The organism is Halorussus salinisoli (genome assembly GCA_005239435.1).
Classification (GTDB): domain Archaea; phylum Halobacteriota; class Halobacteria; order Halobacteriales; family Haladaptataceae; genus Halorussus; species Halorussus salinisoli.
In genome coordinates this window covers 1,284,817-1,306,975 of the sequence record SZNP01000001.1, presented here as the reverse complement: position 1 = coordinate 1,306,975, position 22,159 = coordinate 1,284,817, and the positions used below count along the sequence as shown (strand labels likewise).

The window sequence follows — 22,159 nt, the reverse complement described above, 5'->3', positions numbered from 1 at the left end:
CGTAGTTCCTTAGCAATATTTACCGAATGAGAGACCGCGACCCCGACTACGACGCGGACGCAGATTACGAGTACGAGTGTCTCAACTGTGGCGTGACGGTGAGCGCCAGCAGTCACCCCGGCGGTTGCGACGACTGTGGGACCACGATGCGCAATCGACGGATGCCCTGCGAGTAACTGTATCCATGGCAACCAATACCCTCGACGACCGCGAGGAAGACGACTACTCGGAGACCGAATCGGCGCTCGAAACGGCCCTGCGACAGCTCTCGGCGGCGGCCACGCAAGTGGACGTGGACGACGGCATCATCGAACGCCTCAAACACCCGACCCGGGTGGTGGAAGTCGGCGTCCCGCTGAAGCGCGACGACGGGTCGGTCGAGGTGTTCACGGGCTACCGCGCTCAGCACGACGACGTGCGCGGCCCGTACAAGGGCGGCCTGCGATTCCACCCCGACGTGACGGCCGAGGAGTGCGTCGGTCTCTCGATGTGGATGACGTGGAAGTGCGCGGTCATGGACCTGCCCTTCGGCGGCGCGAAGGGCGGCGTCGTCGTGAACCCCAAGGACCTCAGTACCGGCGAGAAAGAGCGCCTGACCCGCCGGTTCGCCGAGGAGATTCGGGACACCATCGGTCCGAAACGGGACATCCCCGCGCCGGACATGGGGACCGACGCCCAGACGATGGCGTGGTTCATGGACGCCTACTCGATGCAAGAGGGCGAGACCATCCCCGGCGTCGTCACCGGGAAACCGCCAGTCATCGGCGGGAGCGAGGGACGCGAGGAAGCGCCGGGTCGCTCGGTCGCCATCATCGCACGGGAGGCCCTGCAGTACTACGACATCGACGTCGACGAGGCCACGGTGGCGGTGCAAGGCTTCGGGAGCGTCGGCGCGAACGCCGCCCGACTGCTCGACGACTGGGGTGCCGACGTGGTCGCCGTCAGCGACGTGAACGGCGCGGCCTACGACACCACCGGTCTCGACACCCACGCGGTTCCCTCCCACGAGGAGCAACCCGAAGCCGTGATGCAGTACGACGCGCCGAACATGCTCACGAACGAGGAAGTCCTCGAACTCGACGTAGACGTGTTGATTCCGGCCGCCATCGGGAACGTCCTCACTGCGGACAACGCCGACGACGTGCAGGCCGACATCGTCGTGGAGGGCGCGAACGGCCCGACCACTTCGGCCGCCGACACCATCCTCGAAGAGCGCGACGTTCCCGTGATTCCGGACATCCTCGCCAACGCGGGCGGGGTCACCGTCTCGTACTTCGAGTGGTTGCAGGACATCAACCGCCGCCAGTGGTCGCTCGAACGCGTCAACGACGAACTCGAATCCCACATGCTCTCGGCGTGGGACGACGTTCGCCGAGAGGTCGAAGCGGGTGACGTGAGTTGGCGCGACGCCGCCTACGTCGTCGCGCTCGGACGCGTCGGTGAAGCGAAAGCGAGCAGAGGTCTCTGGCCGTAGCGAACGCTCGCACCGAATCGCCGACGCCAGCGAAGCGAACTCCGGAGACGGCGGGCGCATTGGGTTCGATTCGCCAAGAGAATTAGGGATTTGCTTGCTCGGACGAACGCCAATGCGCCGGGTCAGGGGCGGGAAGTGCGGTCGGTTATTTTTCGGAGAAACGAGTCGATTACTGACCGGAGAGGTCGGTCACGCGCCCGAAGAACAGCGGCGTCTCGGTCGGGCGGTCCCGAATGTAGAACAAGAACGGCCTGTCGACGGTCATCTCGACCTGCTTGGGCGGGAGGCTCTCCTCCATTATCACGGCCGTCGCGGCCGCGGCCTCGGTGCCGCGTTCGTCCACGGAGACGAAGCTCTGGTGGACGATATCGCTGACTTGCAGGTCGCCGCCCTCTGCCATCCCACCGAAGTCGGCCCCGGTGAACGCCTCCGTCATGCCCAGGGTTTTCATCGCCTCGACCAGACTGAACGCCGACTCGACCTCGAACTTCGGGAGCGCGAGGTCCACCAGCGCCGTGGTCGTCTGGTCGAGCATGATGGCGAGGCGGTCCACCGTGAGCGACTCCTCGAACGCCTCGAACTCGCCTTCGGCGGGGAGGACGACGACCATGCTCGTCTCGGCGTTGGCGTAGGGGAGTTCGACCAACTGGTGGCCGTCGATTCGGGCGTACTGGGTCTCGACCGACTGGTGCATCGTCGGCACCTCCGCCGTCGACCCACCCAGCGCGGTGAACGGTCGGGGTTCGGTGCTCTCCTCGGAGAAGGGGTACTGCCACCGGGCGGAGAAGTAGATGGCGTTCGTCAGCACGAGGCGGGTCATCGTGTCGATGGACCCCTGCGGGAGCAGGTCCTCGATTCGGTCGTCGGTCTGCTCGGCGACCCACTCGTTGATTCGTTCGCGGGCCGCCTCGGAGTCGCCCTCGAAGTCCACGAGGTTCAGGCCCGCGCCGTAGTAGGCGTCGAGCAGGTCGAGGAACTCCTCGCGGAAGGGGTAGTCCTCTTGGCCCCACACCGAGTTCGCGGTGGTGAACTCGAACGCCGGGCCGGGGTCCGAATCGTCGTCGTCGGGCGCGGTCCGGACGTTCGCCTCCTGCCCGTCCTCGTTGCGCCGCGCGAACTCGGTCTCCAGCGACCCGAACGCCGGATGCAGGTCGTCCCGCCCGAGGACGAAGTTGAGCGCGTCGGCCATCTCTTCGGCGGTAGTCCCGCGAGCGCCAGCGTAGGTCATCGCCAGCGCGACCGAGACGCTGTACGGCGAGACGAACAGGTTGGGGTCGTCCTGCTGGTCGCGCAGGACCGCGAGGAGGTCGAGCGCGAACCCGACGTTGCCCCGGATCTGGTCGGCGAGCAGGTCCTCGGAGACCTCGGGGTCGGTCACGGGGTCGATTCGGGGAAACGGTGGGGCGTCGAGGTCCTCGAAACTGGTGGTCGTTTCGGTCGTCCCGTCGGTCGGCGGTTCGCCCGCGGTGGTGCCAGGAGTCGTAGCGGTGGTCGTGTCGGTCGTCTGCGGGTCGTCGCTTCCCGTACATCCCGCGAGTCCGGCGAGGAGGGCACCGGTCAGCGCGAGGGTTTCGCGGCGTCGGAGGGTCATACTCGGTCGTTTTACGGGCGAGGATAAACGCTTTCTGTAGGGTGAAGCGGGCGTTTCAGTTACGGTCGGACGGTCGAAACTGTGTTATCGCCGGAGTCGCGCGACCGTCTCGCTTTCGGACTCCGAGTCGCTCTCCTCGACTTCGACCAGTCCGTCGTCGGCCAAATCGGAGAGTAGTCCTCCGAGCCACTCCCGGCCGTACTCGCCCTCCGGCGCGTAATCGACTCGGACGCGAGGGCCGAGTTTCGACAGCGGAAGTTCGTCGTACTCCTTCAGGACGGATATCACTTTGCCGCGGAACTGCCGCCTGCTCCCCTCGAAACTCGGCTGCGTCGGCACGTCGGGGGCCGTAAAATCGCCGGTCTCGTAGGCGTGACACCACTCGCGCCACGGGCATCCCGCCGAGTCGCACTTGGGCGACTGCTCGCAGGCCACGCCGCCCAGTTCCATGATGGCGTTGTTCCAGACGCGAGACTCGCCCTCGGGCATCGCCTCGCTGGCGGCCGCCTCGAACGCGGCGTCGTCGTCTGGCACGTCGAAGGCGCGGTGGAGGACGCGCTTGACGTTGGTATCGACCACGGCGTCGCCGTCGTTGAACGCGAACGAGGCGACAGCGTTGGCGGTGTACGGACCGACGCCCATCAGGTTCTGGAGTTCGTCGGGAGTCCGGGGGAACTCGCCGTCGTACTCCGAGACCACCTGCTCGGCGGCCTCGTGGAGGTACTTCGCCCGGTTGTTGTAGCCGAGGCTGTGGTCGGTCCAGAACCCCACCACGTCGGCCCGGTCGGCGTCTGCGAGGTCGGACGGGGTCGGCCAGTTGTCGAGGAAGGCCTCCCACGCTTCTACGACCCGACCGAGTTGGGTCTGCTGGCTCATGACCTCTGACACCAGAATCTCGTAGGCGTCGTCGGTCTCGCGCCACGGAAACGGTCGGTGGTCCTCCTCGTACCACGAGACCAGGGCGTCGCGGACCGCCGGGAGGTCGTCGGGGAGCGAGTAGTCGGAGTCCGATTCGGCGTCCGATCGACTCATTAGCACGAGGTAGGGACGAGTCGGATAAAGGGTCGGCGGTTCCGTGCCGGTGGGCCTATCGAATCCGATGCGAGGCGCTCCCGACTCGGTGTGACGAAAATAGTTCGGTTCAGCGCGGCGTCTCCCCCGCGGACTCGTCCTCGGTCTCGCCCACCTCGCCGAGCGTGTTCGTCCCCAGCACGCTGTTGGCCGGGCACTTCTGGGTCAGTCCGGTGACGGTCAGAATCGCGCCGACGAGCAGTGCGACCACGACGAGCCACAGGTCGAGCGCGATTGCGCCGAGTAGCCACGCGAGGACGACTACCAGGAGCACCGGGCCGATCACCAACCGCACGGTTCGGTCGAATCCACCCACGTTCTTTTGCATCATCTCACCTCCAACGTAGAGATAGACCGCAGAGAGCCTTGAACGTTCCCAACAATACTACCCGAACACTCGCTCGAAAGAAGTCCGGATTCGACCAGTCGAAAAGCGTTTCCGCTCAGGGGGCGACCTTCCGCGCATGAGTCTCGACGACCTACAGGACGAGTTGGAGGGCGAGTACACCGACCTCGGCGACGATATTTCGGTGTCGCTCGACCGCGAGACCCGAAACGAACTGGCGATGCTGAACGCCGCGTTCGACCCCGAGGACGGCGAGGAGCTCCTCCGGCGTGCGGTCCACATGCTGTTTCAGACGGCAGTCGACACGGGGAACCTCGACTTCCACCTCCGGAGCGAGTACGACGTGACCTACGACGAGTATCTCTCGGGCATGACCTACGACGAGATGACCGGCGGCAACCAGTTCCCCCAGCAACAGCAGAAGGACGACCGACGGTATCAGTTCTGAATCGGTCGCGCACCAATCCGGTGGGACCACCGACCACGGTTTCACGACTTCTCACCGAACACGGACTCGTGAATCGTCTTGCCGACCGAACGTGAGGCCTCCGTCGCAGACGAGTTCCGAAGTCGAAGGGACAGACCCAAACCGACGCCGCGAGAACAGCCACGACGAGAGAACAGCCACACATGCCACTCTACGAAGGCGTCCACGCCCACCCCGACGGCGACAGCACCGTGGCGCGCTTCGCGGCCACCGCCGCCGAGTACGACTTCGACGGCGTGGTCGTGCGCAACCACAGCGACGCGACTGCCGACTACGACGCGGAGCGAATCGGCGACGAGTACGGCGTGGACGTGGTCGAGGCCATCGAAGTCCGGGCCGACGACCCCGAAGTCGCGGCCGGCCACGTCGGCAACTACCGACCCAAGCAGACGATTCTGGCGGTCCACGGCGGGACCAACGCGCTGAATCGCTTCGCGGTCGAGTCCGACCGCGTGGACGTGCTGGCCCACCCGATGCGGGGTCGCGGCGACTTCAACCACGTGCTGGCGAAGGCCGCGGCCGAACACGGGACTCGCGTGGAGTTCGACCTCTCGCGCGTCCTCCGAGACGACGGCGGGCCGCGCGTGCAGGCCCTACAGGACCTCCGAAAGCTTCGGGAGATAGTGGAGCAGTACGACGCGCCGTTCGTCGTCAGCGCGAACCCCCACTCGCACCTCCAGTTGCGGGCACCGCGCGAACTCGCCGCGGTGGGCGAGACCATCGGCTTCTCCGCCGAACAGATTCGAGAGGGTCTGGAAGCGTGGGTCGTCCTCGCCGAGCGCAACCGCGAGCGCATGTCCGACGAGTTCATTGCACCGGGCGTCAAACGCGGTAAATATGAAGAAGAGTCTTGAGGAGCACGCCTCTCGCTTCGACGACGTAGCGGGCGAGTACGACGACAGCCAGAACGACACCGAGGAGTACCGCGCCTGCGTCTCGCTGGTGGTAGACCACGCGGACCCCGGTCCCGAGGACACCGTGGCGGACCTGGGAACCGGCACCGGAGCCATCGCGCTCGCTCTCGCCGACGACGCGGGCGAGGTCGTCGGCCGGGACATCAGCGAGGGGATGATGGAGCGAGCGCGGGAGAAGGCCGACGAGCAGGGCATCGAGAACGTGGAGTTCGGCGAGGGGCGATTCCGCGAACCCAACGTCGAGAGCGCCGATATCGCCGTCTCGAACTTCGCCATGCACCACCTCAGCGACGGGGAGAAGCGCGAGGCCGTCGAAGCTATCGCGGAACTCGGGCCGCGGAAGTTCGTGTTGGGCGACGTGATGTTCTTCGGCGAACCGAACCCCGACGAACCGTTCTACAGTCCCGAGGTGGACGACCCCTCGACGGTCGGGCATCTCGCCGACGTACTGACCGAGGCCGGGTTCGCGTTGACTGCGGTGGAGCGAGTTCACGAGCAGGTCGGCGTGTTGGTGGCCGAGCGCGGAGAATCGGTCGAGGAGTAGTTCGTCGGTCGATTTCTGGCGGGGTTAAAGTTTCCCATAGGTATCTGATAACTTCCCATATATACCTATCACCCACCAATAGGTTTCTATTAACTATCTATAGGTTTCTATCATCTGTCTCTCTGTGTCTCCGTCTTCTTGCGCTCGCTGTTCTTCGTCGAAGCCGACGGTTCTCCAATCACAGCGTCGATACCCCGACCAGTTCGTCTTGTCCCAACAAAACAATATCGAACTGGTCAACGTTCCCCACCAGACGGCTACGTCTGGTTCTTCCCGAGGAGAACACATCTGGAGAAGATAGCCCGCCGACGCATCCGGATACGAAGCAGCTGTCATCGGTTTCGACAGACTGCGCGAATTCCCCCATCAGGTTTATCGGTCTCCGCCAAATAGTATTGCCCGTAATGAGCAAGACAGCACAAGAGAGCCCGACCATCAGTCCCGAAGAGGTAGCCGACCGACGAGACGACGAGGACCTCTTCATCCTCGACGTTCGCAACGAGGACGACTACGAGGAGTGGGCCATCGACGGAAGTTACAATCTCCCTATCTACGACCAGTTGCTCGACGGCGACCTCTCCGGTCTGGAGGAGTCGCTCGACGAGATTCCCGAGGACGAGGAGATAGCCGTCGTCTGCGTCGCTGGCATCACCTCGGACTCCGCTGCGGGATTCCTCCAAGACCGAGGCTACGACGCCAAGTCGGTCGCCGACGGCATGAACGGCTGGGGGCGCGTTCACGTCTCGTACGAGGTCGAGGGCGTGGACGGCGTAGTGCAGGTCGTCCGGCCCGGTACTGGCTGCGTCTCCTACCTCGTCCACGACGGCGACGAGGCCGTTGTCGTGGACCCGAGCCTGTACGTCGAGGAGTACCTCGACCTCGCCGACGAGTACGGCGTCGAAATCGTGGGCACAGTCGACACGCACGCCCACGCCGACCACGTCAGCGGCGGGCGAACTCTGGCGGCCGAACACGGCGTTCCGTACCACCTCCACGAAGCCGACGCCGGCGAACTCGGCGTGTACGAGTCGCTGGCCGACGGCGACACAGTGACGGTCGGTGACCGGAGTCTCGACGTGCTCCACACGCCCGGCCACACGCCCGGCAGCGTCTCGCTCCACGTCGGCGACGCCCTGCTCTCGGGAGACACGCTGTTCATCGACAGCGTGGGCCGACCCGACCTCGAAGGCGACACCGAGACGGACGTGCGCGAGGGAGCGCGCCGCCTCTTCGACAGTCTCGACCGCCTCGCCGACCTGTCCGACGACGCGCTCGCCCTGCCGGGCCACTTCGACGACGAGACGGTCCGGCCGCTCGCCACCACGCTCGGCGAACTCGAAGACACCAACGAACTCTTCGGCATGGACGACCGCGAGCAGTTCGTCGAGACCATCGTCGAGAGCCTCTCGGACGAACCGGCGAACTACAACCAGATCAAGTCCATCAACTGGGGGAAGGAGGCGCTGACCCAGAACGCCGAGGAACTCGAACTCGGCCCCAACAACTGCGCCGCGAACTGAAGTTCCTCCGTTACTCCTCGCTCTCGTACGGCTCTCCGACGGCCGAGGGCATCCGCGTGTACCCCACCAGCGTCAACATCTAAAATTGAACCGTAGCTTCGAGTGATAAACTCCCGAGCGCCGGGCCGCGATTGGTCCGACAACCTGCCTTTCAAGCCACTTCCCGACCAACGACCAGCAAATGAAGCACCTCCCCAAACATCTCCGACCGCGCTGGCGTTACCTCGCCGTCGGTCTCGAAACGTGGCCCGACGCCGAGATCGACCGGCGGGACTTCCAGCGGAGCATCTGGTTCGCCGCACAGAACCTGCTCGGCGACGCCGGGAGCGCCGACGCCGACCTCGAAGTTCTCCAGTTCGACTTCGGCGACGCCACCGGTGAGGCCATCGTCCGCGTGCGTCACGGGCACGTCGAGGAGGCCCGCGCCGCGCTCGCCTGCGTGGACGAAATCCGAAACGACCCGGTAGGCCTGCGCGTCCGCGGTAAAAGCGGTACGGTCCGTGCCTGTGAAGAAAAGTATTTAGGAGCAGACGGCCAAATTCGTGACGAGAGAAAAGTCGTGTTCGGGGACGCCCAGCGGTCTGCCGTCGAGCGAGACGGACTCCTCGACGTGCGAACCGACGGCGCGTTCGCGGGCACGACGGAACTCGATTTCGAGTGATACTATGCAGGGACAAGCCCAACAGCAGGCCTACGACCGTGGGATTACCATCTTCTCCCCGGACGGACGGCTCTACCAAGTCGAATATGCCCGCGAGGCCGTCAAACGCGGCACGGCGAGTATCGGCGTCCGCACGGAAGGCGGCGTCGTGCTGGCCGTGGACAAGCGCATCCGTTCCGAACTCATGGAGCGGACCAGCGTCGAGAAGATTCACAAGGCCGACAACCACATCGGCATCGCCTCCGCGGGCCACGTCGCCGACGCCCGCCAGCTCATCGACTTCGCCCGACAGCAGGCACAGGTCAACCGCCTGCGCTACGGCGAACCTATCGGCGTCGAGACGCTGACCAAGGAAGTCACCGACCACATCCAGCAGTACACGCAGGTCGGTGGCGCGCGCCCGTTCGGCGTCGCGCTCATCATCGGCGGCATCGAAGACGGCGAGCCGCGCCTCTACGAGACCGACCCCTCGGGGACGCCCTACGAGTGGAAGGCGCTCGCGGTCGGCGCGGACCGCGGCGAGCTTCAGGAGTACCTCGAAGACAACTACAGCGAGGCGATGGACCTCGACGGTGGCATCGAACTCGCACTCCGCGCACTGGGGTCGGTCAACGACGACGACCTCAGCCCGGAAGGCGTCGGCATCGCCACCATCGACGCCGAGAGCGAGGAGTTCCTCGAACTCTCGAACGACGAGACCGAGGAGTACCTCGCCGAACTCGACCTGCTCGACGGCGGCGAGAGCCAAGACGAGCCGGAAGAGGAATAGCTACCCTTCTTTCCCGCGGTTTTAGACGGTCAGTAGCGGCTTCTCCGCGTCCGGTCGTTCTGAACTGCTGGTGACTGCTCGCGCTCGCCGTGCTATCTCGTTGGCTCGACGATAGTCGCCGCTGTCGAGAGACCGGTCGAAGTAACTTCTTTTCAGAAAGCCCCGTCCGGTGGCACAGACACCAGACCGTTTTCTGCGTCACCGAGCGCTACCCGGTGGAAGGTATCACCGAGCGCGCGGTGGCTATCCAGACGTTCGAGAACCATCACTAAACAATCGTATCTGTTTCTGAAGGGTGTGAAAGTGAGTCTGAAAGAAACAAATATATTCCTTAGCTGTCCAGCACGCCCACGCGTTCGCCGCGGTAGCCGAAGACGTTCTCGTAGCCGTACGGCGACATGAGGACGGGGTAGAAGGGTTCCTCGGCGACCAGTTCGTTGCCCTCGGCCGCGGCGAACGCCTCGCCCGCCGCGACGCGCTCGAAGTTCTCGGCGAACACCTCGTACTCGTCGGCCCCGTTCTTGGGCACCGGTCGGCCGAGGCGGTAGACGGCTACCTCGTCGCGGTCGTAGCCGGCGACCGGTTCGTCGTCGAGGAGTGCGCCGGTCGCTTCGAGGAAACTGTGAATCAGTTCGACGGCGTTGTCGACCGCCTCCTCGGAGCCTTGCAGGCCGCACTCGACTTCCACGACGTGGGGGTACTCGATGAGCCTGCCGTCGCTCTCCGCCTCGGTCTCGACCAACACGGAGACTGGGAGGTACGGACAGACCGAGCGCGCGACCGCGTCGACCGTATCGACCAGCGCGAACGGTTCGGCGTACGACTGGGTGGAGTGCAGCGACAAGGTGGTGCAGTCGCGCACCTCGCGCGCGAGGTCGGCGGCGAGCCGTCGCTCGTAGGTGTCGGCGTCCGGGTCGCCGGGAAACGCGCGGTTGAGGTCCTCTTCGACGTACCGAACGCCCTGCTGTAGGGCCACTTCGTTCGCGACGACGAACTTGACGGGGCGCTCGACGGCGGGCGACTCGGCGAGAACGCGCTCGATGGCTCGGACGCCACACGGTTCGTCGCCGTGAACGGCCGCGACCACCGCAATCTCGGGCGTGCCCTCACCTAACTGCTCGATTCGCATCGGAGGAAGAACCGGAATGCTCGGACTTGAGAGTTTCGACTCTCAGTCGTCGGACGACTCGCACAGCGCCCGGACCGGGGGTTCGAGCGCCCGGCCGGTGTCGGTCAGCCGCACGTAGTCGTCCTCCTGATCGTAGTTCACGAGGCCTGCGCTGGCGAGTTTCGGGACGTGCGTGTGGTACAGCGACAGGTAGACCTCCAACACGTCGTCGGGGTCGATGTTCGGGAGGTGTTCGTCGCGCTCTGCGACCGCCACCTCGTCGGCGAGGTCCGGAAGTGACAGGTCGTCGTGTCGCAGGAGCGTGACGTACGCGGTCCGGCGACGGAAGTCGGCGAACAGGCCGAACACCGTGTCGAGCGAGACGGGATAGTCGGCCGACTCGAACGACTCGATAGTCGAAGCCATCGCCGTGAACCGGGATTCGGGCCGATACCGAACGAGTCCCCTGTCGGCGTCGTAGTTCACGAGGCCCGCGTCGGCGAGTTTCGGCAGGTGGGTGTGGTGGAGGCTTGCGAGCAGGCGGTTCTCCGCAGTTTTCGCGTCGGTCCCGTCGGCCGCGTCGGTCAGTCGCGCAGCGAGGTCCGCCACCGAGAGGGTGTCGTCGTCGCTCTCGTCGAGGTGCCGAAGCAGGACTCGACACTGCCGGTCCGCGAGCGCGTCGAAGGTGGCGTCGAGCGAAGCGACGCGCTCGGGGCTGTGCGGTCGGGCGTTCGCCGTCGAGTCTGGACGAGAGTCGGTCGTAGTCATGTGGTGACCTCCTGTTCGGGGAGTGTGCCGCGCGCGCAGTTGGGGACCACTCTGGATAGACCATCGCCGGGGCAGGTATATAAGTTGTCGATTCGCGTTGATTACGTGTTCGAGAACGGAGGCAAACTACGGAATCCGAAGAGAACCCCGGGGAGCCTTCGGTTCGGGTCACTCTAACGACTCGGCGTAGGCGAAATCAGCATCGTCGGCGGTCGGGACCGTCCCGTCGAGTTCGATCTGCCACCCGTGGAGGACGGTAGGGTCGTCTAGCGCCCGCGTCATCGTCTCGCGCACGTCCAGCAAGTCCACCCCGTAGTAGTCCCGGGGCACGCCGTGGAGGTACTGTAACGCAGTGTCGAACAGCGACCGCATTCCGCCGTCGTCCTCGAAGTCGAAGTGCTTGTACGCGCCCGCCGCTACCTGGACCATCCCGTGGAGGAACTTGCTCTCGGTCGTGCCGCTCCCGTAGTTGTACCACTCGTCCTCGAAGCAATCGTGCGATTCGTGGAACTCGCCGACGTTGAACAGGCGGACGCCGTGGGCGGTCGCGCGCCGGAGCGTGTCGTGTTCCCAGTGGCCCTCGGACGGAAGCCACCCGGTCGGACTCCCCCGTCGCGGTGGTCCGACCGACTCGTCGCGGGTGTGGTCGTCCATGTGGGAACGAGCGCCCGAAGCCGTGTAACTTCGTCGGTGGGTCGGGTACGCCGACCCTCGAACTCGCGCCGATAGAAATATTTTCGGTTCTTTGGAACGTAAAATCGTTTCCTACTCCGAACTATCGTATTCACCCGCGGACAACTCCCAAAATCCCAACAGATACGCCCACGGAGCGCGAACAGTCGGCCGTGTCAGTGACCCACGACTATCACGTCCACTCGAACTACTCCGACGGGACGGTACTGCGCCAGATGGTCGCGGCGGCGGCCGACGCGGGGTTAGCGGGCGTCGGCATCGCCGACCACTGCAACGTCTCCGCCCGGGAGTGGTTGATGCGGGAGAAGCGCGAGTACGGGATGAACCTGGACCAGACCTACCCGCTCCGGCGGGACGGCATCGAGGGACTCAGCGAGCAGTTCGACCTCCGAATCTTCGACGCGGTGGAACTCGACTACGCGCCCCGCGACGAGGACGACATCGCGGTGTTCCTCGACGAGGTCGACTTCGACTACGCCATCGGAAGCGTCCACCGGGTGGACGGCACCAACGTCCAGAGTAGCACGCCCTTCACCGGGATGTCCGAGCGCGAGCGCCGGGCGTTCGTGGACGACTACTACGAGCGACTGGTGGACCTCGTAGAGTCGGAACTGTTCGCCATCGCGGCCCACGTGGACCTCGTGGAGCGCACGCCGGAACTCCGCGGCTACACCACCGCGGACCACCACGCGATGGTCACCGACGCCTTCCGCCGGTCGCGGACGGTTCCCGAAATCAACGCCGGGCGCGTCCTCCGAGGGTACGGCGAGTACCACCCCGCGCCCGACTTCCGGGCCGCCCTCCGGGAGCGCGGCGTCGAGTTCGTCACGGGGTCGGACTCCCACGAACCCGACGAGATTCCGAATCGAAAGGCGGCGTTCGAGGAGTTCTTCGCCGAGCGCGAGTCCGAACCGATTCGGTTGTTCGACTGATTTTCGCGCCGTCGAGGACGCCGCTTCCGACTTCCGAACGCTTTTGACTGACCAGTCAGTTAGTTCCGATAGTGACTGCGAGTAAAGCGGACGAAACTACCGACGACATCATGCGGGCGACCCACTGCGCGCTCTGCGAGTGTGGATACGCCGGACTGACGATGCAGGACATCGCCGACCGGTCGTCGACCAGCAAGTCCGCACTCCACTACCATTACGATACCAAGCACGACCTCCTGCTCGCGTTTCTGGACCACCTCTTCGACTCCTTCGCCGAGCGCTTCGAGACCGACCCGGACGCCGACCCCCTCGACCGACTCGGGGCTATCGTGGACGAGGCGCTCGACGAGTCCGACGACGAGGCCCGGCGAGACTTCCGGACCGCGATGCTGGAGATAAAGGCCCAAGCGCCCTACGACGAGGCGTTCCGGGAGCGACTCACCGAGTTCGACGACCACGTCCGCGAGCGCGTCCGGACCATCGTCGCCGACGGCGTGGAGACCGGCGTGTTCCGGTCCGACGCCGACCCCGAGGCGACCGCGGAGTTCTTCGCCACCGTCTTCGACGGAGCCCACACCCGCGCGATTTCGACCGATAGAGGGCTGTCGCCCGCACGCCAGTCGCTGGCCGACTACGTGGAACGCGACCTGCTGGCCGACGAGGTAGACCGGGAGGTCGAGTTCTCGTGAGCCTCCGCGAACGAGTCGGGGGCCTCCGTGAGAACCTCAGCGGTACGTTCAAGGACCAGTCCGACCTCGACCTGACCGAGGGCGGTATCGGGTGGCCGCTGTTCTACCTCTCGTTGCCCATCGTCGTGACCAACCTGCTCCAGACCGCCTACAACCTCGCCGACACCTTCTGGCTCGGCCAGTACAGCACGAAGGCGCTGGCCGCGATTAGCTTCGCGTTCCCGATGGTGTTCCTGCTCATCTCGCTCGGGATGGGGCTGTCGGTCGCGGGGTCGATTCTGGTCGCCCAGCACGTCGGCGCGGACGAGGAGGCGGAAGCCGAGTACGCCGCCTCCCAGACCGTGGCCTTCTCGCTGCTCGCGTCGGTGGTACTGGGTGCGCTCGGCTACACCTTCGTCGGGGACTTTCTGGCCTTTCTGGGAGCCTCGCCCGACGTACTCTGGCGCGCCGAGGCGTACATGCAGGTCATCTCGCTCGGCATCGCCTTCATGTTCGGCTTCTTCGTCTTCGTCTCGCTCATGCGAGGCTACGGCGACACCGTGACGCCGATGCTGGTGATGGCTGGCACCGTCGCGGTCAACGTCGTCATCGACCCCTTCCTCATCTTCGGCTGGGGACCGTTCCCCACGCTCGGCATCGAGGGCGCGGCCATCGCCACCGTCTTCTCGCGGGCGATGGCGATGGTCGTCGGCCTCGGAATCATGTTCCGGGGCAATCGCGGCGTCCAGATTCACTCGTCCCAGATGGTGCCCGACTTCGGCTTCTTCAGGAAACTCATGCGAATCGGGGTTCCGGCCTCCATCGAGGGGACCGGCCGCGCGCTGTCGGTCAACCTCCTGCTGTACGTGGTGGGGCTGTTCCCGACTACCGTGGTCGCGGCGTTCGGAATCGGGACGCGGGTGTTCTCGGTCATCTTCCTGCCCGCGATTGCGGTGGCTCGCGGCGTCGAGACCATGTCGGGTCAGAACATCGGCGCGGGGAAACCCGACCGCGCGGCCGAGGCCAACGACTTCGCCGCGAAGGTGATGTTCGGCGTCCTCGCGGCCATGGGCGTCGTCATCTTCCTCGGCGCGCAGGGCGTCGTCGCGGTGTTCACCAACGACCAGGAGGTAATCGAGGTCGGTGCGAACTTCCTCCGGTGGGTCGCGCCCTCCTTCGGCTTCATCGGCGTGATGCGGGCCTACACCGGCGGGTTCCGCGGCGCAGGCAAGACGCTGGTCGCGGCGGCAATCTCCATCTTCATGCTCGGAATCGTCCGCCTGCCGGTCGCGTGGGTCGGCGCGCAGAACTTCGGCCCGGAGGGCATCTGGATGGCGTTCCTCGTCTCGAACGTGGTCGGCGCCGTCGTTGCGTTCCTCTGGTTCAAGCGCGGGACGTGGCGCGACGCCGACGTTCGAGGCGACCCGCAGACTACGCCCGCCGACGACTGAGCAGTCACTTCGTTTTCAGTTGCGGTCTCCGCGAACCCACTCCGGCAACAGACGACCACGCGGTCGTCACGAAGTGGTCTCGTCATCCACCGGATGCGAACTCTCTTCGAGTACCTCTCGCGCCCGCGTGAACGCCTGCTCGACGGAGTCGAACTCGCCCTCGTGGTTCCACTCGTCGTCGGCCGTCGTGTACACGTCGAAGTTCCCGCCACGGTACTCGTGGGTCTCGACGTAGAGTTCTCGGTCTACGCTCCCGTCGACGTCCACCAGGAGCCAGATTCCGAGTTCTTTACCCCCTTCGAGGTCCCGCCGTCGTTTCCAGCGCATCAGCGTGTGAACGACTCGTAGGGTGTTAGGTTTTGGTGGGTAGCACTGCGTCGTCTTCCAAACGGGGCGCACCCGGTGTCACGAACCACCGGGATGCACTCGGTGTCACAGACCTCAGGGGGACTGAACGCGACCGGGCGGGCGCTTTCGAAACCGTCTCACCTCCGACGATGGCAGGTCGTGGACATCGGAGAAAGATCGCTACAGCAATCGCTATCCAATCGATGCGCCGTCGGTAAGTGTTGCGAGGGCCCGCGTGGGCCGTCAATTTTTGCGAGGGAAGAACGCTCCGAAGCGGTCTTCCTGCACTTTTGAACGTGGCGAGGCCACGCCGCGAGTGCGAGGGAAGGGATTCGAACCCTTGGACCCCTACGGGAGCGGATCTTGAGTCCGCCGCCGTTGGCCAGGCTTGGCTACCCTCGCACGCGGTCGGGTTTCGTTCGGGCTTTCAGCCTGACGTTTCCTCCTAAAGAGGCGGCTATATAAACCTCCTACGGTGTCGGATTCGGCGTCGTGAGAGGTCCCGGTCTTCGACTCGGGCCTCACGATTCGTAGGAGACTCCTGCGTACTTTCAGTTACATTCCAGTTTCGGCGCAGGAACCGTCTACTCCGGCCGTACGCGGGGTATAATCGGCGCGTACGAAGTGCATAACGAAAGGCAAACGTGTTGACGAACGCTCACATGGACGTAACGTATCTCGAGTCTGCCGCCGTCCTCGTGGAGGACGAACACACCAAGATACTCTGTGACCCGTGGCTCGTGGACGGTGCCTACTACGGGTCGTGGGCACACTATCCCGACCCCGACTTCGAGCCGGAGGATTTCGACGACGTGGACTACATCTACATCTCCCACATCCATCCGGACCACTTCGACCCGGCGACGCTGGAGCGCATGGACTCGGACATCCCGGTCCTCATTCACGACTATCGGTGGGACTACCTGAAAGAGGCCGTCGAAGACCTCGGCTTCGAGGCAATCGAACTCCCGCACGGCGAGCGTACCCACCTCGGCGGCGGCACGTACATCAACGTCCTCGCGGCCGACGGGTGCGACCCGGAGCTCTGTGGCAACTTCTTCGGCTGTTCGTGGTACGACGAGAAGGCCGACGAGACCGGTTCGACGCAGGTCGATTCGATGGCGGTCATCGACAACGGCGAGTTCACGTTGGTCAACACCAACGACTGTCCGTACCCCATCGCCGAGTCGAGTTGCCGGAAGATAAAGCACGAGTACGGCGACATCGACATGCTGTGTCACCAGTACAGCGCGGCCCAGTTCTACCCGCAGGCCGTGACCAACTACGACCACGAGGAGAAGATCCGCGAGCGCGACCGGGTGATTCGGGAGAAACACGAGTTGGCGCTCGGCTTCATCGACCTCTTCGAACCCGACTACTACATGCCGTTCGCGGGCGAGTACGTGCTGGCTGGCGACCTCGCGGACCTGAACCAGTACACCGCGAACCCGCCGCGCGAGCAGGCCAAGGCGTTCTTCGAGGAGCACGCACGCGACGAGTCCGAGTGCGTCTTCCTCAACTCTGGCGAGCACATCGACCTCGCGTCGGGCGAGAAGTCCGCCGAGTTCGAACCCGTGGACCGCGAGGCCAAGCGGGAGTACGTCGAGGAGGTCCTCGCGGAGCGCGAGTTCGACTACGAGGCCGACCCCACGCCCACGCTCGGAGAACTCCGGTCGTACGTCCCGTACGCCTACCGGAATCTGGAGGACAAGCGCGAGAAAATCGGCTTCGCCAGCGACACCACGGTCCTCCTCTCGCTGGTCGGCGACGTCTGTCTCGAACTCTCGATGGACGGGAACGGCTACCGCTACGTCGCCGACGCCGACACCGACGACTACGACGGGTGGGTGAAACTCGACGTGGACCCTCGACTCCTGAAGCGCCTGTTCGAAGGCCCACACAGCGCCTACTGGGCCGACGCCAAAATCGGCTCTCACGTCGGTATCAGCAAGGAACCGGACATCTACGAGCGCGGTCTCTACAACTGCCTCGGGTCGTTCCACGCCCACGGCTACGACGCAGAGGAGACCGACTCGATTCGGGTGGTAACCGACGAGGCGGCGTCCGACGCGGCGGTCACCGCGAGCGGCGACGTGGCTCCCTCCGCGAGCGACGACGCGACGACGACCTGCGCGGACTGCGGCACGTCGCTGGACGCCGGGTCCGAGCGCCACGTTCGACTCGCCCGATCCGACGCCGACGGCAGGACCGCCAAGGACGGCGGCGAGGTTGTGTGTTGTCTCGACTGCGGCCTCGGACGACTCAACGCCGACGCGCCGCAGAGCGGCGAGCGAGCGGGGAGTCCGGACGGCGAGCGGGAAGCGGCGGAGTAGTCGAGGACGGGACAGCGTTCCGTTTTCTTTAGCAGTGTATTCCCATTTTAGAACGTTGTAGATAGATGTTTCATAATGGTACGTGAGTCTCGACTCCGAGTAAACGAACGGAGAGAAGTGTGAGGCTATCGACTCCGTGAGCCAATCGGAACCGGTCAGCACCGCAACGACACCGTACGACACCGCACGACACCGCGACCGCGGACCTCACACCTCCCCATCCTCGGCGGCCGCATCCGCGGCCGCCTCCCTCGCGCGTCTTGGCGTGACCCAAACCGCGGGTCACGCCAGCGCGTGCCGGGGTGCAACGACGCAACCAGCGACCCCGTTCCGAAGACGCCGAACCGATAACACTTTTCCCGCGACGGCCGACCACCCGATATGACAGACGACGCCGAAGAGCGCCTCGCGGTCGCCGAGAGCGCGGCGCGAGCAGGAGGTCGAGTCGCAGAGCAGAGTTTCCGCCAGGGCATCGAAGTCGAGACCAAATCCGGGAAGACCGACGTCGTGACCGAGGCCGACCGACAGGCCCAGCAACGAGTCATCGAGGTGATTCGGGAGGAGTTCATCGAAGACGCGATCGTCGGCGAGGAGGAGGACGAACTGAAGGAAGTCCCCGACGAGGGCGACGCGTGGGTCATCGACCCCATCGACGGCACGAACAACTACGTCCGGTCGATTCCGGTCTGGACGACCAGCGTGGCCGCGGTCCGGGACGGCGACCCCGTGGCGGCGGTCAACGACTGCCCCGCGCTCGACGAGACGTTCGTCGCGGGTCCCGACGGCGTCCGGCGCGACGGCGAACCCGTCTCGGTCAGCGACCGGACCGACCCCGAGACGTTCACGGTCGCGCCGACTATCTGGTGGGGGTTCGACCGGCGCGACGAGTACGCCGCTATCTGCCGGGAACTCGTCGAGCGGTTCGCCGACATCCGGCGGTTCGGGTCGGCGCAGGTCACGCTCGGGATGGTGGCGGCGGGGTCGCTGGAAGGCGCGGTGACGAACGTGGACCCGAACCCGTGGGACACGGTAGCGGGAGTCCACATGGTCAGGCAGGCGGGCGGCACCGTGACCGACCTCCACGGCGACCCGTGGCGACACGACTCCGAGAGTCTGGTCGCTTCGAACGGCGAGGCCCACGACGAACTCGTGGCCGCGCTCCGAAACGTCGCCTGAGTCGGAACGTGTCGCCGAAGTAAACACAGAATACCCCAGTTTTGGCGAGATGAATTCTAAGGATATTTAGTCTGAAAGAATCTGGTGTAGGATATGGAACTCGATGATACCGACCGCGCGATTTTGGAAGCGTTACAAGAAGACGCCAGAACCCCGTTCAGCGAGATAGCTCGCCGAATCGACATGTCGAGCGCGACCGTCCACGACCGCGTGAACCGAATGGAAGACGCCGGCGTCATCGAAGGGTATCACGCCAAAGTCGACCCCAAGGCGCTCGACTACGGTATCTCCGCGGTCGTCGGCCTCCAGGTCGAACAGGGACAGGAACAGGACACCCTCGATCGCCTCGAGGACATCCCCGGCGTGCAGGAGGTCCACCTCACCACCGGGTCGTGGGACGTTCTGATGCGCGTGTACGCCGAGGACGCCGACCGCCTCCGCGAACTCATGTTCGAGAACATCGCCCAGATGGACGGGTTCGCCCGCTCGCAGACGATGGTCATTCTCGGCACGCCGTACGAGACCGAAGAACTCCCGATTGACGGAAGCGAAGTCTGAGCGGTCGCGCGAGACGATAGCGACTCACCGGCCGTGTCGACCCGACAGCGACCGGAACCCCGTGCGAACTACTGTGGCCGAACGACAGTGCCGAACGATTGGGAACGACTGCGTAGCCACGGCCGAGACCGGAACCGTAAAACCGCCCGGTTCCGCCATGGAAAACATGAGCACCGTAACCGAAGGCATGGACACCGAACGCCTCTGGGGCGGCACGGTCGCGGCGCTGTTGACGGCGCTAATCGGCGGCGTACTCGTCTTCCCGGAGCGCGTCTACTACGGATTCGTCTGGCACTACTTCTGGGGGCCGGTCGTCGCCGACGCCAAGAGCGCCCAGTGTGCGGCCTACGCCGACGGGTCGGTGACGTACCACTACGACGCCGCGGCGTGTCAGGCCGCGGCCGAACCGGTCGCCTACCCCGGCTACACGCTGGTCTCGGAGGTCGGCTACGCACTCACGTTGTTGCTGGCACTTCTGGGCGTGGTCTTCATGCTCCGGCGTCTCGGCGTCGGACAGGACCGCGGCCTGTTCTACGCGCTGTTCCCCTTCATGCTGTTCGGCGGGGCACTGCGCGTGGTCGAGGACGCCTTCGACGGACTGTCGGCGGCCGACGCCGCCATCACGTTCCCGTGGAACACCCTCATCATCAGCCCGGTCATCTACTTCACGATGTTCGCCATCACGCTGGCCGCCCTGCTCGGGAGCATCTGGCTCCGGGACTCGGGCGCGGTGGACGACTACGAGTACCCCCTCGCGGGCGTGGGCACACTACTGCTCGCGGTGACCGTCGGTTACCTCTCGGTACTGGCGTTCACCACCGACTACGTGGACTTCTTCCCTCAGATTACGGTCGTCGTCCTCGTCGGCGCGACCCTCGTCACGTTGCTCACGTGGGAGGCCGTGAAACGCTACGCCCCCGAAATCAACCGCGGGACCGGCCAGATGGGTCTCGTCGTTCTCTGGGCCCACGCGGTGGACGGCGTGGCCAACGTCGTCGGCATCGACTGGGCGAAGGAACTGGGCCTCCCCGCCGACCTCGTACCCAAGCACCCCGTCAACCGCGCGCTCATCGGCGTCGGCGAACAGTTCCCCGAGGCGGTCCAACAGGTCGTCGGCACGGCGTGGCCCTTCCTCGTCGTGAAAATCGTCGCCGCGGTGTTCGTCGTCTGGGTGTTCGACGAGCAGATATTCGAGGAGAGTCCGCGTTACGCCATCCTGCTACTCGTCGCCATCGTCGCGGTCGGTCTCGGTCCCGGCACGCGAGACATGCTCCGGGCGACCTTCGGTATCTGAGACCGAACCACCGTTCTAACTTCGAAGTCGCTCCAGCGTCGTCTCCGGAAAGTACCGGCCGCCGCAGTCGGGACACTCCGCCACCTCCAGCGACTCGGACGCGCCGAGACCGAGCGCGTCCGCGGCCACTTCCCGCCGAGTCAGCGACGTGCCGCAGGTCGCGCAGTCGAGTTCGAACTCCGAAGTCATCGACGTACCCCCCAGTAATCAGTCAGTATAAATTTTGTCATACGTTAGCACGTACACCGTCGTTCGATATAAAACCCCTGCTTAGTAAGACCGCCGAAATATCCACGCTCACCTCCCGTCCCACGCGATCCACTCGCCGTGCTGTTGGTAGACGGCGACGCGTTCGGTCCGGCCGTCGCCCGCGGCCGTCAGCGTGAGGTCGATGGCCTGCTCGTACTCGTCGGACGCCTCGTCGCCCGACAGGACGTAGAGTCGCCGGTCCGCGCCCAGTTCGGCTATCAGGTCGTCGAGTCGCTCGCGGTCCACCTCGTCCAGTTGGTAGCGGACCTGGGTGTCGAACAGACAGACCGGTCGGTCGTCGGGAATCTCGGCGACCACCTCCGGAAGCTGTTCGAGTGCGTCGCCCTCCCGGAGGTCCGGCGGTCGTTCGCGGGCCACGTCCAGCGCCGCCCGGAGCAGTCGGTGACGGTCGTCGTGCTCGGGCCAAACCAGCGACCGGAGCCACCGGGCGTCCTCGTCGTCGGTCACGTCCAGCGGATCGAGGTCCACGCCGACCCGCGACGCGACCGGCGGCAGTTCGTCGGGGAACGGGGGTCTCCCCTCCCGGACCGACGACTCGATGCGGACGGGGGAGTCCGGGTCGCCGTACCGACCGGCCTCCCCGTAGTCGTACTCGTAGCGGTCCCAGAGAAGATTCAGGCCCGCGCTCGGCCCTATCTCGACCAGCGCGAGCGGTTCGCGCGAGTTCCCGCGACTCGCGCGAGTTCGACCAGTACGTCCGCGACTCGCGCGTCGGGATACTTCCTCGAACGCCGGGAACAGCGCCGCGCACCGCCGGACGCTGTTGGTCTGGGTCCGGCGACGTTTCGAGAGCTTCCGAATATCGTCGGCGTTCGACAGGCAGAACTCCCGGAAGGCCGGGAACGGGTCGCTCCCCTCGGGGTCGAGAGGGTCGTCGGCGACCGTGGGGTAGTAGTCGGCCAGCGGGGTGTCTCGGCCCGAGAGCAAGAGGTAGTGGACCGACGCGAACAGGAGGTGGCTGGGTGACCGACCCTCGGGCGCCTCGGCCGCGAGGTCGAGGAGGTCGGGGTCGTCGGCGACGCCGCGCGCGAGTCGCTCGTACAGCGGCGACGTGCCCCCGTCGCACCAGTCGGCGAACCACTCGAAGTGGTCGGCGAGATCTTCGCGGTCCATGGTCGCTCTTCGAAGCAGTTCGACTTAGCAGTTGGCGTGGCTGGCGAACGCGTACGAACCGTAGATGATC

The 22,159-nt window shown here is 65.2% G+C and carries 23 protein-coding genes, 1 tRNA gene and 1 pseudogene; 15 read left to right on the top strand and 10 right to left on the bottom strand.

Annotated features, from left to right (window positions below; all coding sequences use genetic code 11):
* Positions 1 to 26 precede the first annotated feature (26 nt).
* Both E2484_RS10950 and gdhB read left to right on the top strand, forming a co-directional pair.
* Positions 27 to 176: a rubrerythrin-like domain-containing protein gene (locus E2484_RS10950; RefSeq protein ID WP_137285221.1), complete on the top strand. Its 150-nt coding sequence runs from the start codon at positions 27 to 29 to the stop codon at positions 174 to 176.
* Between the two features lie 8 nt (positions 177 to 184).
* Positions 185 to 1,474 carry a glutamate dehydrogenase GdhB gene (gdhB, locus tag E2484_RS10945; protein WP_137285220.1) on the top strand — a complete coding sequence of 430 codons (1,290 nt, stop codon included), beginning with the start codon at positions 185 to 187 and terminating at the stop codon, positions 1,472 to 1,474.
* Between the two features lie 169 nt (positions 1,475 to 1,643).
* Here gdhB and E2484_RS10940 read toward each other — a convergent pair whose 3' ends face one another.
* The 3 genes from E2484_RS10940 to E2484_RS10930 form a co-directional block, all read right to left on the bottom strand.
* Positions 1,644 to 3,065 (bottom strand): serpin family protein, encoded by a 1,422-nt coding sequence (locus E2484_RS10940; protein WP_137285219.1) that lies wholly within the window; start codon positions 3,063 to 3,065, stop codon positions 1,644 to 1,646.
* 84 nt (positions 3,066 to 3,149) lie between these two features.
* A complete protein-coding gene (locus E2484_RS10935) occupies positions 3,150 to 4,097 on the bottom strand; it encodes an HhH-GPD family protein (protein WP_137285218.1) in 948 nt (315 codons plus the stop codon).
* Positions 4,098 to 4,206: 109 nt separating this feature from the next.
* Positions 4,207 to 4,464, bottom strand: a complete 258-nt coding sequence (locus E2484_RS10930) for a YgaP family membrane protein (RefSeq protein WP_137285362.1) — start codon at positions 4,462 to 4,464, stop codon at positions 4,207 to 4,209.
* A gap of 136 nt (positions 4,465 to 4,600) precedes the next feature.
* Here E2484_RS10930 and E2484_RS10925 point away from each other — a divergent pair, with 136 nt between their 5' ends.
* The 6 genes from E2484_RS10925 (at position 4,601) to psmA (ending at position 9,377) form a co-directional block, all read left to right on the top strand.
* Complete coding sequence (locus E2484_RS10925) at positions 4,601 to 4,930, top strand: hypothetical protein (RefSeq protein WP_137285217.1); 330 nt, start codon at positions 4,601 to 4,603, stop codon at positions 4,928 to 4,930.
* 182 nt (positions 4,931 to 5,112) lie between these two features.
* Positions 5,113 to 5,823, top strand: a complete 711-nt coding sequence (locus E2484_RS10920; protein ID WP_137285216.1) for an RNase P subunit p30 family protein — start codon at positions 5,113 to 5,115, stop codon at positions 5,821 to 5,823.
* Positions 5,807 to 6,427: a class I SAM-dependent methyltransferase gene (locus E2484_RS10915; RefSeq protein WP_137285215.1), complete on the top strand. Its 621-nt coding sequence runs from the start codon at positions 5,807 to 5,809 to the stop codon at positions 6,425 to 6,427. The genes E2484_RS10920 and E2484_RS10915 overlap by 17 nt, the downstream gene beginning before the upstream one ends.
* A gap of 404 nt (positions 6,428 to 6,831) precedes the next feature.
* The gene (locus tag E2484_RS10910; protein ID WP_137285214.1) at positions 6,832 to 7,947 is read left to right on the top strand and encodes an MBL fold metallo-hydrolase; all 1,116 of its coding nucleotides are present in this window, start codon (positions 6,832 to 6,834) and stop codon (positions 7,945 to 7,947) included.
* Between the two features lie 181 nt (positions 7,948 to 8,128).
* Positions 8,129 to 8,608 carry an Rpp14/Pop5 family protein gene (locus E2484_RS10905; RefSeq protein ID WP_137285213.1) on the top strand — a complete coding sequence of 160 codons (480 nt, stop codon included), beginning with the start codon at positions 8,129 to 8,131 and terminating at the stop codon, positions 8,606 to 8,608.
* A 4-nt stretch (positions 8,609 to 8,612) separates the two neighbouring features.
* Positions 8,613 to 9,377: an archaeal proteasome endopeptidase complex subunit alpha gene (psmA, locus tag E2484_RS10900; protein ID WP_137285212.1), complete on the top strand. Its 765-nt coding sequence runs from the start codon at positions 8,613 to 8,615 to the stop codon at positions 9,375 to 9,377.
* A gap of 331 nt (positions 9,378 to 9,708) precedes the next feature.
* Here the strand turns inward: psmA and E2484_RS10895 are convergent, their stop codons facing one another.
* The 3 genes from E2484_RS10895 to E2484_RS10885 all read right to left on the bottom strand — a co-directional run bounded on the left by E2484_RS10895 (position 9,709) and on the right by E2484_RS10885 (position 11,907).
* Positions 9,709 to 10,506 (bottom strand): M14 family metallopeptidase, encoded by a 798-nt coding sequence (locus E2484_RS10895; protein ID WP_137285211.1) that lies wholly within the window; start codon positions 10,504 to 10,506, stop codon positions 9,709 to 9,711.
* 42 nt (positions 10,507 to 10,548) lie between these two features.
* Positions 10,549 to 11,253 (bottom strand): DUF7344 domain-containing protein, encoded by a 705-nt coding sequence (locus tag E2484_RS10890; RefSeq protein ID WP_137285210.1) that lies wholly within the window; start codon positions 11,251 to 11,253, stop codon positions 10,549 to 10,551.
* A 168-nt stretch (positions 11,254 to 11,421) separates the two neighbouring features.
* Complete coding sequence (locus tag E2484_RS10885) at positions 11,422 to 11,907, bottom strand: DUF309 domain-containing protein (RefSeq protein ID WP_137285209.1); 486 nt, start codon at positions 11,905 to 11,907, stop codon at positions 11,422 to 11,424.
* A 191-nt stretch (positions 11,908 to 12,098) separates the two neighbouring features.
* Here E2484_RS10885 and E2484_RS10880 point away from each other — a divergent pair, with 191 nt between their 5' ends.
* The 3 genes from E2484_RS10880 (at position 12,099) to E2484_RS10870 (ending at position 14,997) form a co-directional block, all read left to right on the top strand.
* On the top strand, positions 12,099 to 12,878 hold the full coding sequence (locus tag E2484_RS10880; RefSeq protein ID WP_321112365.1) for a PHP domain-containing protein: 780 nt from the start codon (positions 12,099 to 12,101) through the stop codon (positions 12,876 to 12,878).
* 110 nt (positions 12,879 to 12,988) lie between these two features.
* Positions 12,989 to 13,567 carry a TetR/AcrR family transcriptional regulator gene (locus E2484_RS10875; protein WP_137285360.1) on the top strand — a complete coding sequence of 193 codons (579 nt, stop codon included), beginning with the start codon at positions 12,989 to 12,991 and terminating at the stop codon, positions 13,565 to 13,567.
* Positions 13,564 to 14,997 (top strand): MATE family efflux transporter, encoded by a 1,434-nt coding sequence (locus E2484_RS10870; RefSeq protein WP_137285208.1) that lies wholly within the window; start codon positions 13,564 to 13,566, stop codon positions 14,995 to 14,997. Before E2484_RS10875 ends, E2484_RS10870 begins: the two co-directional genes overlap by 4 nt.
* A gap of 66 nt (positions 14,998 to 15,063) precedes the next feature.
* Here the strand turns inward: E2484_RS10870 and E2484_RS10865 are convergent, their stop codons facing one another.
* Positions 15,064 to 15,324: a hypothetical protein gene (locus tag E2484_RS10865; RefSeq protein WP_137285207.1), complete on the bottom strand. Its 261-nt coding sequence runs from the start codon at positions 15,322 to 15,324 to the stop codon at positions 15,064 to 15,066.
* Positions 15,325 to 15,662: 338 nt separating this feature from the next.
* Positions 15,663 to 15,747: transfer RNA gene (locus E2484_RS10860), tRNA-Leu, on the bottom strand.
* Between the two features lie 260 nt (positions 15,748 to 16,007).
* On the opposite strand from E2484_RS10860, the pseudogene E2484_RS10855 reads away from it, so the two are divergent.
* The 4 genes and pseudogenes from E2484_RS10855 to E2484_RS10840 form a co-directional block, all read left to right on the top strand.
* Positions 16,008 to 17,363 (top strand): annotated as a pseudogene (locus tag E2484_RS10855) (MBL fold metallo-hydrolase); the annotation flags it as partial.
* Between the two features lie 696 nt (positions 17,364 to 18,059).
* Positions 18,060 to 18,854 (top strand): inositol monophosphatase family protein, encoded by a 795-nt coding sequence (locus tag E2484_RS10850; protein WP_137285205.1) that lies wholly within the window; start codon positions 18,060 to 18,062, stop codon positions 18,852 to 18,854.
* A 93-nt stretch (positions 18,855 to 18,947) separates the two neighbouring features.
* A complete protein-coding gene (locus E2484_RS10845; RefSeq protein ID WP_137285204.1) occupies positions 18,948 to 19,412 on the top strand; it encodes an Lrp/AsnC family transcriptional regulator in 465 nt (154 codons plus the stop codon).
* A 166-nt stretch (positions 19,413 to 19,578) separates the two neighbouring features.
* Positions 19,579 to 20,706: a DUF63 family protein gene (locus E2484_RS10840; protein ID WP_137285203.1), complete on the top strand. Its 1,128-nt coding sequence runs from the start codon at positions 19,579 to 19,581 to the stop codon at positions 20,704 to 20,706.
* Positions 20,707 to 20,721: 15 nt separating this feature from the next.
* Here the strand turns inward: E2484_RS10840 and E2484_RS10835 are convergent, their stop codons facing one another.
* Together E2484_RS10835 and E2484_RS10830 are read right to left on the bottom strand one after the other, a co-directional pair.
* Complete coding sequence (locus E2484_RS10835) at positions 20,722 to 20,895, bottom strand: zf-TFIIB domain-containing protein (RefSeq protein WP_137285202.1); 174 nt, start codon at positions 20,893 to 20,895, stop codon at positions 20,722 to 20,724.
* 108 nt (positions 20,896 to 21,003) lie between these two features.
* On the bottom strand, positions 21,004 to 22,089 hold the full coding sequence (locus tag E2484_RS10830; RefSeq protein ID WP_137285201.1) for a DUF2332 domain-containing protein: 1,086 nt from the start codon (positions 22,087 to 22,089) through the stop codon (positions 21,004 to 21,006).
* Positions 22,090 to 22,159 lie beyond the last annotated feature (70 nt).

Coding starts and splice junctions, on each gene's coding strand:
- E2484_RS10950 (WP_137285221.1), top strand. CDS start 27: ATGAGAGACCGCGACCCCGACTACGACGCGGACGCAGATTACGAGTAC.
- gdhB (WP_137285220.1), top strand. CDS start 185: ATGGCAACCAATACCCTCGACGACCGCGAGGAAGACGACTACTCGGAG.
- E2484_RS10940 (WP_137285219.1), bottom strand. CDS start 3,065: ATGACCCTCCGACGCCGCGAAACCCTCGCGCTGACCGGTGCCCTCCTC.
- E2484_RS10935 (WP_137285218.1), bottom strand. CDS start 4,097: ATGAGTCGATCGGACGCCGAATCGGACTCCGACTACTCGCTCCCCGAC.
- E2484_RS10930 (WP_137285362.1), bottom strand. CDS start 4,464: ATGCAAAAGAACGTGGGTGGATTCGACCGAACCGTGCGGTTGGTGATC.
- E2484_RS10925 (WP_137285217.1), top strand. CDS start 4,601: ATGAGTCTCGACGACCTACAGGACGAGTTGGAGGGCGAGTACACCGAC.
- E2484_RS10920 (WP_137285216.1), top strand. CDS start 5,113: ATGCCACTCTACGAAGGCGTCCACGCCCACCCCGACGGCGACAGCACC.
- E2484_RS10915 (WP_137285215.1), top strand. CDS start 5,807: ATGAAGAAGAGTCTTGAGGAGCACGCCTCTCGCTTCGACGACGTAGCG.
- E2484_RS10910 (WP_137285214.1), top strand. CDS start 6,832: ATGAGCAAGACAGCACAAGAGAGCCCGACCATCAGTCCCGAAGAGGTA.
- E2484_RS10905 (WP_137285213.1), top strand. CDS start 8,129: ATGAAGCACCTCCCCAAACATCTCCGACCGCGCTGGCGTTACCTCGCC.
- psmA (WP_137285212.1), top strand. CDS start 8,613: ATGCAGGGACAAGCCCAACAGCAGGCCTACGACCGTGGGATTACCATC.
- E2484_RS10895 (WP_137285211.1), bottom strand. CDS start 10,506: ATGCGAATCGAGCAGTTAGGTGAGGGCACGCCCGAGATTGCGGTGGTC.
- E2484_RS10890 (WP_137285210.1), bottom strand. CDS start 11,253: ATGACTACGACCGACTCTCGTCCAGACTCGACGGCGAACGCCCGACCG.
- E2484_RS10885 (WP_137285209.1), bottom strand. CDS start 11,907: ATGGACGACCACACCCGCGACGAGTCGGTCGGACCACCGCGACGGGGG.
- E2484_RS10875 (WP_137285360.1), top strand. CDS start 12,989: ATGCGGGCGACCCACTGCGCGCTCTGCGAGTGTGGATACGCCGGACTG.
- E2484_RS10865 (WP_137285207.1), bottom strand. CDS start 15,324: ATGCGCTGGAAACGACGGCGGGACCTCGAAGGGGGTAAAGAACTCGGA.
- E2484_RS10850 (WP_137285205.1), top strand. CDS start 18,060: ATGACAGACGACGCCGAAGAGCGCCTCGCGGTCGCCGAGAGCGCGGCG.
- E2484_RS10845 (WP_137285204.1), top strand. CDS start 18,948: ATGGAACTCGATGATACCGACCGCGCGATTTTGGAAGCGTTACAAGAA.
- E2484_RS10840 (WP_137285203.1), top strand. CDS start 19,579: ATGAGCACCGTAACCGAAGGCATGGACACCGAACGCCTCTGGGGCGGC.
- E2484_RS10835 (WP_137285202.1), bottom strand. CDS start 20,895: ATGACTTCGGAGTTCGAACTCGACTGCGCGACCTGCGGCACGTCGCTG.
- E2484_RS10830 (WP_137285201.1), bottom strand. CDS start 22,089: ATGGACCGCGAAGATCTCGCCGACCACTTCGAGTGGTTCGCCGACTGG.